We start from the raw sequence: 11225 nt of genomic DNA on the forward strand, positions 1-11225 counted from the left end.
CGCTGCCTGAAACGCGCCCGCCGTGTCGTGCATGCAGCACCGGGCGCACTGCGTGCGGAGCGAGCGCAACGTGCCGCATCGATGCGCACCGCCACCGGTCGCCCGGCAGTCACGCGGACTCGATGTCGCCGGACACCGCAGACGACGTGCGTCGCAACGCGCCATCGACCGCCGGACTGTGCGCTGGGTCCTTCCATGCAGCCGCCGGAATCGCATCCATTCAACGGTAGACATCACAAAAACGTAATTTTCTTTTGTAACAACTTGCAATCCGGACGGCACGGCGCGCCTTAATGGCGTCCCGGGGGCAGGGGCCCGGTGTTTCACATCCGTTACTTCCATGTCTAAGGAGAGAGAGACGATGAAGTCGAAGTCGATGTGCACCACGGTGGGTCTGATCGCCATGTGCCTGGCCGGTTCGGCCGCCGCTGCCGGCAAGCCGCTGTATCAATCGGGCCCGGCGTTGAGCCGCAGCGCGGCCGCCACCGCCACTGCCGAACCTTCGTTGCAGCGCCTGCTCAGCGCACCGTCCACGGCCAACGCGCAGGTGGTCCAGCTCGACGCCGGTGCGGTCACCGCCTCGGAAAAGCTGCTGGAGTTGCAGTTGGACGGCCAGACCATCACCGCCACCCAGGCCAAGGTCGATGCCCTGGAAGGCGGCGATAGCGTGTGGTACGGCAACCTCGGCCCGCGCGCCGGGACCCGCGCACGCACGCTGTCGGGGGTGGATCCGCTGAACTCGGCCATCCTGGTGCGCAGCGGCGATACCGTCACCGGCACCATCCGCTACGCCGGCAAGCTGTATCGGCTGCGCCCGCTCGCCGATGGCCGCCACGTCCTGGTGCAGGTGGAGGAAAGCCGCTTGCCGCAGGAGCACCCGGCCGAATACAGCCTGTTGCCGAAGATCGACATGCCCAGCGACGGGCGCGTCACCGCGGCCGCCGCATCATCGGGCAGCCCGGCGACCATCCGCGTGCTGGTGGTGGCGACCAATCAGGCGGTGACCGCCTACGGCGGCAACATGCAGTCGCTGGTGCAACTGGCAGTGGCCGAGGCCAACCAGGGCTACATCAACAGCAATGTCGGCATCACCCTGCAACTGGCGCGTTACGAGACCACCAGCTACAGCGAAACCGGCAATTTCACCACCGACCTGCAGCGCTTCCGCGTGACCAACGATGGTTACATGGACAGCATCCACACCAGCCGCAACACCTACACCGCCGATGTGGGCGTGATCGTGTTGAACAACAGCAGCTACTGCGGCCTGGCATCGGGGATCGGCTCTACCGCCGCGACCGCGTTCGCCTCGGTGTACTGGGATTGCGCCACCGGCTATTACAGCTTCGCGCATGAAATCGGCCATCTGCAGAGCGCCCGTCACGACGCCACCAACGACCCGAGCACCTCGCCGTACGCGTACGGACACGGTTATCGCTATGGCAACAGCTGGCGCACCATCATGGCCTACGACTGCAGCAGCGGCTGCCCGCGCCTGAACTACTGGTCCAACCCCAACATCAGCTACAACGGCGTGCCGATGGGCAATGCCAGCACCGCCGACAATCAGCGCGTGCTGGTCAATACCAAGGCCACCATCGCCGGCTTCCGCTGAGGACCACGCGTCGCGTTCCGCTGTCGGCCCGGCACCGCAGGTGCCGGGCCTTTGCCGCTACACGCAGGCGCAGTGATCGCGCAGACTAGAGGCACTGCCGGTTGTCGCCGGCGTGTCCTGCGGAGCGGAGCACCCATGTCCAAGTCCCTGCGTTACGCGGCGCTGTGCCTGGCCGCGCTGGCAGTTGCCGGCTGCAAACAGCAACCTGCCGACCCAGCCCCTGCGCCACCCACACCGGCCGTGTCCGCGCCGGCCGCGCCGACCGGCAACGATGCCCGTGCCCGTGCCCGTGCGCTGCATGTGCTGGAGACCCGGCTGCAGGCTGACCATTTCTATCCGGACAACTGCATCAGCATCGTCGACGAAGACGACGCTGAGGCCGCAGCGGATGCGTTCGACTTCGCAGTGCGCGAGCGGCATGGCAACGAGTGCCCCGGCGACCCGCAGACCAACCCGGTGCGCGATCGTTTCCGCGTGCAGGCCGATGGCACGGTGCTCTGGTACGACGTGGTCAACGCCGACTTCGTCGACTACGCCGAGCATGCGCGCAGCATGCAGTGATGCCTTGGGATGCTGCATGGACTGTGCGGCTGCGTAACAGCATCTGGCGCGATCGGGCTTACCGGCAGCGCGTCCAGCTGCGGTTCCTGCGCGGCTAGCAGCACGTCGAGCGTGCGCAGGCCAGATGTCGAAACCACGGCGCGCCTGCAGACGGAGCGGCCGATGCCCATCGTGGTATCTCGCCCGCACCGTGCTTCCGGGCGAGTGGCCTGCGCCCGCTGCGGCTGCTCGCTAGCTGCGGTCAGCTACGTCAAAGTGTCAGCTGCTCCAGTGAAACGCCGTCGGCATCCACATGCAGCACCGAGCCTTGTTCGTACCAGTCGCCCAGCACGATGCGGGTGCAGGTCTGGCCGCCGGCCTGCAGGGTATGGATCGCAGGGCGATGGGTATGGCCATGGATCAGACGGTCCAGGCCATACCGCACGAAGGTGGTTTCCACCTCGGCCGGGGTGACATCGGTGACGGTCTCGAAGCGCGACTGGTCGCCTTGCTTGAGTTCTGCATGACGCGCCTGGCTGGCAGCGCGTGCCTGCTGCGCGAAGGCGACCCGCGCGGCCAGCGGCTGCGCCAGGAACTGCGCCTGGAAGACCGGATCGCGCGTCTGTGCACGGAACGCCTGGTAGGCGGTGTCGTCGGTACACAGCAGGTCGCCATGCATCAGCAGGGTCGGGTGTCCGTACAAGTCGACCACCGTGGGATCGGGCAGGATGCGGAAGCCGGCGCGTTGCGCATATGCCTCGCCCACCAGGAAGTCGCGATTGCCCGGCATGAAGAACACCGGCACGCCGCTATCGGCCACCGCATGCAGCGCCACGGCCACCGCATCGGCAGCGGTCGATGGCGTGTCATCGCCGATCCAGGCTTCGAACAGATCGCCGAGGATGTAGAGCGCGTCGCTGCCCGGCACCTGCGTGCGCAGTAAGTCCAGAAACAGCTCGGTGATCGCCGGCCGGGCCGGATCCAGGTGCAGGTCGGAAATGAACAGGGTCGTCATTGCGCCATTGTACGGCGGCAGCGCGGGACGGGAATCGGCAATCGGTGGAGCGTTGCATCGCGGCGCGAGTGCCAGGTGAACGGCCGGCTGGGCGACGAGGGGCCTCGGCTTGGTCAGGCAAGCGCGGTGATGGCAGATCTCACGCTTTAGCCGAGCAACACCGGCAATCCCCACAGCGACAGGCTGGCCAGCACTACGCCGATCGCGGTGGCAGCGAGGACATCGCTGGGATAGTGCAGGCCCAACACCACGCGCGACAGCGCCACGCCGGCCGAGAACGGCACCAGCAGGGGCGCCAGCCACGGGTAGTAGGCCAGTGCCACGATGCTGAAGGACACCGCATGCAAGGTGTGGCCGGACGGAAAACTGAACTCGTCCAGCGGCGCCACCCAGGCGCGGATGCGCACGTCGGCCGCGTACGGGCGTGGTCGGCGCGTCCAGCGCTTGAGCGACTTGTACAAGCTCAGCGCGAGCACGCCGGTGGCGGCCATGTGCGCAGATGCACGCGCGCCGTCCATGCCGTCGAGCAGCACCAGCAAACCCATCAGGCTGTACCAGAACACCCCATCGCCGAGCCGGCTGATGGTGGCGAATGCACGCCGCACCGGGTGGCGCCGGCACCAGTGATTGGCGCGCCGGCACCAGTGCGCTTCGTGACCGCGCAGGAGCTCAAGCCGCGTTGCCGACATAACGCCCCCGTGTCGCGGTGATGCCCATCAGCAAGGCCTCGAAGTCGGACACCACCGTGTCCGGATGCAGTTTCTTCATCGCCTGTGCGGCCGCAGCCCCCAGGCGCTGGCGCAGCGCATCGTCCTCGGTGAGTGCGACGGCGGCCTGGATGAACGCCTCCTCGTTCTCCACAGCCGCACCGCTGTGGCCGTTGCGCAGATACTCGCGCGCGGCGCCGTAGTCGAAGGCGACCGTGGCCACACCGCTGGCCATTGCCTCCAGGGTCACGTTGCCGAAGGTCTCGCTGCGGCTGGGGAACAGGAACAGATCGCCGCTGGCGAAGTGGCGTGCCAACGCCGCGCCGCGCTGGACGCCGCAGAAGATGAAGTCCGGATTTTCATGCGCGATCTTTTCGCGTGCCGGGCCATCGCCGACCCAGACGAAGCGCGCCTTCGGGCGGATCTGCTGCAACTTGCGGAAGGCGCGGATCGCCAACGGCAGATTCTTTTCGTTGGCGATGCGTCCGACGTAGATCGCCGCGAAGCCTTCGCCTTCGATGCCCCATTCGGCACGCAGGGCCGGATCGCGCCGGGCCGGATCGAACTGCTGGCTGTCCACCGCGCGCGCCAGCAGTTGCACCCGCTCGAAGCCGCCGTCGCGCAGGAACTGCTGCAGCTCGCGCGTGGGCACCAGCGTGGCCTCGGCCTGATTATGGAAGCGGCGCATCCAGCGCAGCGCGGTGCCCTGCAGCCAGGCGGCACCGTAGTCGGGCAGGTACTCGTCGAAACGCGTGTGGAAGCCGGTGGCGACCGGGATGCCCAGTCGGCGTGCCGCACGCATCGCCGACCAGCCCAAGGGGCCTTCCGTGGCCACATAGACCGCATCCGGTTGCGTGATCTGCCAATGACGCACGAGGCGTTGTGTTGCCGGTAGCCCGAATTTCAGTCCCGGATAGCGCGGCAGCGATGCACCGCGCACCAGCAGGGCCGTGGCCGCATCCGTATCGCCGCTCTGCCGTGGACGCACCACGTCCACCTGGTGTCCGCGTGCGCGCAGGCCGGTCTCCAGCCCGTGCACGGTCAGCGCAACACCGTTGACTTCGGGGGGATAGGTTTCGGTAACGATCGCGTAGCGCATGCCCGTTCTCCGGTTTTCGCTAGCTTCCGGGAGGGCGATGGCATGGATGTTGCGCCCACAAGTCGCGGCGGTGACAGTGGAGCCGGGAATGGGGAATGGGGAATGGGGAATGGGGAATCGCAAAGGCAGCGTGCTGCACGCGTTTAGCGCAATCGCCACCAGTCAGAACTTCTCAGAGCTCCGTGGTCGACTATTCCCGAATCCCCATTCCCGATTCCCGCCTGGGGCCGCAAGCCTCAGGTCACAAACGGTTTGAACGCAATCCCCAGCCCGGCCATGCTTTCGACTTCGCCGATCAGGTCGGCACGCAGCAGCGGGCGCGAGTCGATCCAGCTTTGCGACAGGATCAATGACAGGCGGGTGTCATCGGCGGTGAGTTCCAGGGTCGGAATCGGGTCGGATTCGTGCGCGCGATGCAGCAGCACCGCCAGCCGCAGGAGTGCGGCCTTGCGTCGGGTTGGCAGCAGCAACCGATCCGGCAGCGCATCGAACGCGGTCTTGGGCACATTGCGCCGATGCGTGCGCACCAGCGATGCCAGTACCTGCTGCTCCTGCCGCGAGAAACCGGCGATATCCGAGTGCTCCAGGATGTAGCTGCCGTGCACGTGATACTGGCTGTGCGCGATGATCAGCCCCAGCTCGTGCAGGCGGGCGGCGCGGCGCAACACCTGCGCGTCGTCGCCATCCAGCTGCCAGGACTCGCAGACCTGGTCGAACAGGCGGCAGGCCGTGGCCTCCACGCGCTGCGCCTGCACTTCGTCGATGCCGTAACGCTGCACCAGCGAGGCCACCGAGCTGTCGCGCGGGTCGTTTTCGCCGCCGCGGCCGAGCATGTCGTAGAGGATGCCTTCGCGCATCGCCGCCTTGCTGACCATCAGCTTCTCCAGCCCCAGGGCCTGGAACGCCGCTTCCAGCACCAGAATGCCGCCGGCGATGATCGGCCGGCGTTCGGCAGCCAGGCCGGGCAACTGGATGTCCTCGATGCGCTTGGCCTTGAGCAGCTCGTCGCGCAGCGCCGGCAGCGCCTCGGCAGTGATCGCGCCCTTGGTGAGCTTCATCGCCGCACAGATCTCGCCGATGGCCTTGTGCGTGCCCGACGAGCCGATCGCCTCGTGCCAGCCCAGCGCCTTGTACTGATTGGCGAATTGCTGGAACTCTGCGCCGATCTCGGTCAGCGCATCCTTCCATTTCTTCTTCGACAGCTTGCCGCCGGGAAAGAAGCGCCGCGTGCTGGCGATGCAGCCGGCCTGCAGGGACTCGCGTTCCAGGGTCTGGAACCCGCGGCCGATGATGAACTCGGTCGAGCCGCCGCCGATATCGATCACCAGCCGGCGTTGATCGGGCTTGGGCGGTTGCGCATGCGCAACGCCGAGATAGATCAGGCGCGCTTCCTCGCGTCCGCTGACCACTTCGATCGCATGCCCGAGCGCGGTTTCGGCCGGCATCAGAAACGCCTGCGGCGAGCGCAGCTGGCGCACCGTGTTGGTGGCCAGCGCGCGCACGCGCAACGATGGCACTTCGCGGATGCGCTGGCCGAAACGCGCCAGACATTCGAGCGCGCGCTGGCGCGCTTCGTTGGAGATGCCACCTTTGCCATCCAGGCCGTCGGCCATGCGCACGGTTTCGCGCAGGCGATCGACCACACGCAGCTGACCCATCAGGTAGCGCGCAATGACCATGTGGAAGCTGTTGGACCCTAAGTCGATGGCGGCAAGGAAATCGCCATCGCGCAGGGGCGGGATCGTGGGGGAGGGCATTGGCATGGGCGCATGGTAGCCGATGGGCCGTTGGCCCCGTGAGGGGCCGCGCCCGCGCCGCTTTCAGATCCGCTCGAGCAAGGTCATCTGCGCCGAATGTGCCGGCTCGCCAGGGCCGGGGACGCGCTTGTGATAGACGCCTTCGGCATCCAGTTCCCAGGCATTGACGTTGTCGTCCAGGTAGTTCTGCAGCACTTCGCGGTAGACGCGCTTGGCCAGATCCGGATCCAGGATCGGGAAGCAGGTCTCTACGCGGCGCAGCAGGTTGCGTTCCAGCCAGTCGGCGCTGGCGCAGTACAGCTCTGCCGCGCCATCGTTGCCAAACCAGTACACGCGGCTATGTTCCAGGAAGCGCCCCACGATCGAACGCACGCGGATATTGTCGGAGACGCCGGGCACGCCCGGCCGCAGCGTGCACGCGCCGCGCACGATCAGGTCGATCTGCACACCGGCCTGCGAGGCGGTATACAGCGCGCGCACCACCTGCGGCTCGTTGAGGGCATTCATCTTGGCGATGATGCGGCCCGGGCGGCCGTTGCGGGCCAGCCGCGTTTCGCGCTCGATCCGCTTCAACACGCCGGCATGCAGGGTAAAGGGCGACTGCAGCAATTGCTCCAGTTTCATGCGCGGCGCGAGCCCGGACAATTGCTGGAACAGCATGTGCACATCGTTGCCGATTTCCACATCCGCCGTGATCAGGCTGATGTCGGTGTACAGGCGCGCGGTGCCGCTGTGGTAGTTGCCGGTGCCCAGGTGCACATAGCGTTTGAGCTTGCGTCCCTCGCGGCGCACGATCAGCAGCATCTTGGCGTGCGTCTTGAAGCCGACCACGCCGTACACCACCTGCACGCCGGCTTCCTGCAGCTTGTCGGCCAGGCCCAGGTTGGCCTCTTCGTCGAAGCGCGCGCGCAGCTCCACCACCACGGTGACGTCCTTGCCGTTGCGCGCGGCCAGGATCAGCGCATCGACGATCAGCGAGTCCTTTCCGGTGCGGTACAGCGTCTGCTTGATCGCCAGCACGTTCGGGTCGACCGCAGCCTGGCGGATCACGTCCAGTACCGCGGTGAACGCATCGAAGGGGTGGTGCAACAGCACATCGCCCTTGCTGACGATCTGGAAGATGCCGTCGGTGTCGCGCAATGTGCGCGGATTGAACAACGGATATTTCAGTTCGGGGCGCTGCACCAGGTCGTAGACCTGGATGACGCGGCTCAGGTTGACCGGCCCGACAATGCGATACACCGCGTTTTCGTTCAGGCCGAAGTTCTGCAGCAAGGTGCGCATGATCGGTGCCGGGCAGTCGTGCGCGATCTCCAGGCGCACCGCCGGGCGGTAGCCGCGCGTAACCAGTTCGTCGCGCAAGGCCAGCGCCAGGTTCTCGACTTCTTCCTCGTCCACCACCAGTTCGGAGTTGCGGGTGACGCGGAACTGATACGAGCCCTTGACCTGCATGCCCGGGAACAGCTCGTCGACGAACTCGGACAGCACCGAGGACAGGAACACGAAGCTCTGCGCGCCCTCCGGCGACAGGCTCGCCGGCAGCTGGATGATGCGCGGTAACGACCGCGGCGCACGCACGATGGCCAGATGACCGGCGCGCCCGAATGCGTCCTGGCCCTCCAGCACCACCACGATGTTCAAGGTCTTGTTGAGGATCTTGGGAAACGGATGCGCCGGGTCCAGACCCAGCGGCGACAGCACCGGCATGATCTCGTTGCGGAAGTAGGCCCGTAGCCAGCGTTTCTGACGCGAATTCCAGGTCGAGCGCCCAAGTACCGCCACGCCGGCCGTCTCCATCGCCGGGCGCAGCACCTCGTTCCACACGTGGTACTGCTGCTCGACCAATTTGGCCGCGCGGTCGTGCACCGCGTTGAGGATGGCCGTCGGGCTTAACCCGTCCGGTGCCGGCGGCAGGCCGAATTCCTGCGCATGCCGCACGGTGGCCGCGCGGATTTCGAAGAACTCATCCAGATTGGTGCAGGAAATGCACAGGAAGCGCAGCCGTTCCAGCAACGGCACCTGGTCGTCCATCGCCTGTGCCAGCACCCGGAAGTTGAAGTCCAGCTGCGACAGTTCCCGGTTGATGTACAGCGACGGATCGCGCAGCGGATCGGTGGCGACGTCTTCGGAAGGGGTGATGTCGTGCAAGTGTTTGGCGTGGCCCATGGAATCGGTCATCAAGACGGAGATGGTGTGCGGCGTGACAGCGCGCCGGTCGCAGCGCAGGCAATGCAGCGCGTCCGGCGCGCGGGCATCGCACCGCGTTGCGGCGCGCACCCCTTACATATCACGCCGAACGTGACAGTGGCAGGGACTGATCGCGCTGTACGACGCGCGCAGCGACAAAATGACATGAGAATTCGCTGCCGCGTCCGACTTCGCTTTCGATTTCCAGGCGCGCCTGGTGCAGTCCCAGGATGTGCTTGACGATCGACAGCCCCAGCCCGGTGCCGCCGCTCTCGCGCGAGCGGCTGCTGGACACGCGATAGAAGCGCTCGGTGATGCGTGGCAGGTGCGAGGCGGGAATGCCGTAGCCGGTGTCGCGTACCGCCAGGGCTGCGCCATCGCCCTCGCGCACGAAGCGGATCGTCACCGTGCCACCGCCGGGCGTGTAGCGCACCGCATTGGTGACCAGGTTGGAGAAGGCGCTATGCAGTTCCTTGTTGGAGCCGAGCAGGTCCACGCCGGCCTCGTCCAGCACATGCACCGTGTGGCGACCCTGGCTGTGGGCTTCGGCCTCGCGACGCAGGGTCGACAGCATCGGCGCCATCGCCACGTGCTCCTCGCCGAGTTCTTCCTGCGATTCCAGCCGCGACAGCGTCAGCAGGTCCTCGACCAGCTGCGCCATGCGCTGCGACTGCTTGCGCATCTCGGCCAGCATCGGGCCGGCATCGGGAAAGTCTTCCGGGTCGAGCATGTCCAGGTAGCCATGCACCACCGTCAATGGCGTACGCAGTTCGTGCGAGACGTTGGCCACGAAGTCGCGGCGTACCTGCTCCAGCCGCAGCAGCTTGCTGACATCGCGCGCCACCAGCAGCCAGTAATCGTCGGAGTAGGGAATCAGGCGCAGGTTCAGGCGCAGGTCCGGATCCACCGGCGAGGCGGCGTCGAGCATGGGTTCGGCATTGCGGCCGGCCGCCAGCCAGTGCGCCAGCGGCAACGGCTGCAGCCGCTCCACCACCGACACGCCCATGTCGCCCGGATGATGCAGGCCGAGCAGCCCGCCCGCGGCCCGGTTGAACCACTGCACGCGCTGGCTGTTGCGATCCACCACCACCACCGCATCCGGCAGCGCCTGTGCGGCGGCGCGATAAGTTCGCAGCATTTCGATCAGGCGACGCTTGCGCCCGCGCATCTCGGCCTGGCTGCGATACAGCAGGCGGTCCAGTTCGTTCCAGGCCCCGATCCCGGCGGCGGGTTCGGCGCGCTGCCGGGCGGTCAGGCGACGCAGCACCTGGCGCAGCCGCCAGTAATGCCAGGCCAGCACGCCCAGCGCGGTCAGCGTCAGCGCCATCCACACATGCTCGATCAGCACGCCGACCAGCACGGCAGCGCCCAGCAACAGCGCGAGGGTGCCGAGCGTCTTGAGCCAGGCGGAACGGATATGTCGAGGCATGGAAAGCGTTACCACCGGGCGTCAGATGGGCGTGCGAGCCGGCTGGCCTGCGTGGCCGGCAGGCTGTGCGGCAACCACTAGGTTGCCGAAGAGAAACGGTAGCCCGAGCCACGCACGGTCTGCACCATGTTTTCCAGGCCGAACGGTTCCAGCGTCTTGCGCAGGCGGCGGATATGCACGTCGATGGTGCGCTCTTCCACGTACACGCTGCCGCCCCAGACATGATCCAGCAGCTGGGTGCGCGTGTACACGCGCTCGGGATGTGTCATGAAAAAGTGCAGCAGGCGGTATTCGGTCGGGCCGATCGGCACCGGCGCGTCGCCGGCAAACACCCGGTGCGCGGCGCCGTCGATGCGCAGGCGGCCCACCGACACGCTTCCGTCCTCGTCGTCCTCGCGGGTGCGGCGCATCACCGCACGGATGCGCGCCAGCAACTCGCGCGCCGAGAACGGCTTGACCACGTAATCGTCGACCCCGGCTTCCAGGCCGCCGACGCGGTCGTTCTCTTCGCCGCGCGCGGTCAGCATGATGATCGGAATCTCGCGGGTCAGCTGTTCCTTGCGCCAGCGCCGCGCCAGATCCAGCCCGCTGGTGCCCGGCAGCATCCAGTCCAGCAGGATCAGGTCCGGCACACGGTCGGCAATGGCGGTCTGCGCCTCGCGGGCATCGCCGGCATGGATGGGTTCGAACTCGCCTTTGCGCAGCGCGAACGCCACCATGTCGCGAATCGCGGGTTCGTCATCGACGATCAGAATGCGTTTTTGCACGCGGGGCTTACCGTCTGGCTTTGGTGATCGCCAGTAGACTACGGTTTTGTGACTCTAATGTGACATGCGCGGTGACCAGGCCCTCGGCAACAGCGGCCTGCACCGTGGC

9 protein-coding genes are annotated in these 11225 nt (G+C 66.7%); 2 read left to right on the forward strand and 7 right to left on the reverse strand.

Annotated elements, in window-relative coordinates; translation table 11 throughout:
* Positions 1-361: 361 nt before the first annotated feature.
* Both EO141_RS14895 and EO141_RS14900 read left to right on the forward strand, forming a co-directional pair.
* Positions 362-1615, forward strand: a complete 1254-nt coding sequence (locus EO141_RS14895) for a zinc-dependent metalloprotease (RefSeq protein ID WP_104582293.1) — start codon at positions 362-364, stop codon at positions 1613-1615.
* A gap of 135 nt (positions 1616-1750) precedes the next feature.
* A complete protein-coding gene (locus EO141_RS14900) occupies positions 1751-2176 on the forward strand; it encodes a hypothetical protein (RefSeq protein WP_127169554.1) in 426 nt (141 codons plus the stop codon).
* A gap of 250 nt (positions 2177-2426) precedes the next feature.
* Here the strand turns inward: EO141_RS14900 and lpxH are convergent, their stop codons facing one another.
* The 7 genes from lpxH to phoB form a co-directional block, all read right to left on the reverse strand.
* On the reverse strand, positions 2427-3170 hold the full coding sequence (gene lpxH, locus EO141_RS14905) for a UDP-2,3-diacylglucosamine diphosphatase (protein ID WP_127169555.1): 744 nt from the start codon (positions 3168-3170) through the stop codon (positions 2427-2429).
* Positions 3171-3316: 146 nt separating this feature from the next.
* Positions 3317-3859, reverse strand: a complete 543-nt coding sequence (locus tag EO141_RS14910; protein WP_127169556.1) for a phosphatase PAP2 family protein — start codon at positions 3857-3859, stop codon at positions 3317-3319.
* Positions 3840-4976 carry a glycosyltransferase family 1 protein gene (locus EO141_RS14915; protein ID WP_127169557.1) on the reverse strand — a complete coding sequence of 379 codons (1137 nt, stop codon included), beginning with the start codon at positions 4974-4976 and terminating at the stop codon, positions 3840-3842. The genes EO141_RS14910 and EO141_RS14915 overlap by 20 nt, the downstream gene beginning before the upstream one ends.
* A gap of 236 nt (positions 4977-5212) precedes the next feature.
* Complete coding sequence (ppx, locus tag EO141_RS14920) at positions 5213-6733, reverse strand: exopolyphosphatase (protein ID WP_026064255.1); 1521 nt, start codon at positions 6731-6733, stop codon at positions 5213-5215.
* A 63-nt stretch (positions 6734-6796) separates the two neighbouring features.
* On the reverse strand, positions 6797-8899 hold the full coding sequence (gene ppk1 / locus EO141_RS14925) for a polyphosphate kinase 1 (protein WP_104582478.1): 2103 nt from the start codon (positions 8897-8899) through the stop codon (positions 6797-6799).
* 121 nt (positions 8900-9020) lie between these two features.
* Positions 9021-10349, reverse strand: coding sequence for a phosphate regulon sensor histidine kinase PhoR (phoR, locus tag EO141_RS14930; protein ID WP_164739231.1), 1329 nt, complete (start codon positions 10347-10349; stop codon positions 9021-9023).
* Between the two features lie 77 nt (positions 10350-10426).
* A complete protein-coding gene (gene phoB / locus EO141_RS14935) occupies positions 10427-11116 on the reverse strand; it encodes a phosphate regulon transcriptional regulator PhoB (protein WP_104582300.1) in 690 nt (229 codons plus the stop codon).
* Positions 11117-11225: the final 109 nt, after the last annotated feature.

Origin of the sequence: Xanthomonas sp. BRIP62415, from assembly GCF_003993515.1 — a bacterium.
GTDB lineage: Bacteria > Pseudomonadota > Gammaproteobacteria > Xanthomonadales > Xanthomonadaceae > Xanthomonas > Xanthomonas euroxanthea.

Bases quoted from the DNA above. Each gene is read 5' to 3' on its own strand.
- phoR (WP_164739231.1), bottom strand. From the start codon at position 10,349: ATGCCTCGACATATCCGTTCCGCCTGGCTCAAGACGCTCGGCACCCTC.
- EO141_RS14900 (WP_127169554.1), top strand. From the start codon at position 1,751: ATGTCCAAGTCCCTGCGTTACGCGGCGCTGTGCCTGGCCGCGCTGGCA.
- lpxH (WP_127169555.1), bottom strand. From the start codon at position 3,170: ATGACGACCCTGTTCATTTCCGACCTGCACCTGGATCCGGCCCGGCCG.
- ppk1 (WP_104582478.1), bottom strand. From the start codon at position 8,899: ATGGGCCACGCCAAACACTTGCACGACATCACCCCTTCCGAAGACGTC.
- EO141_RS14915 (WP_127169557.1), bottom strand. From the start codon at position 4,976: ATGCGCTACGCGATCGTTACCGAAACCTATCCCCCCGAAGTCAACGGT.
- ppx (WP_026064255.1), bottom strand. From the start codon at position 6,733: ATGCCCTCCCCCACGATCCCGCCCCTGCGCGATGGCGATTTCCTTGCC.
- EO141_RS14895 (WP_104582293.1), top strand. From the start codon at position 362: ATGAAGTCGAAGTCGATGTGCACCACGGTGGGTCTGATCGCCATGTGC.
- EO141_RS14910 (WP_127169556.1), bottom strand. From the start codon at position 3,859: ATGTCGGCAACGCGGCTTGAGCTCCTGCGCGGTCACGAAGCGCACTGG.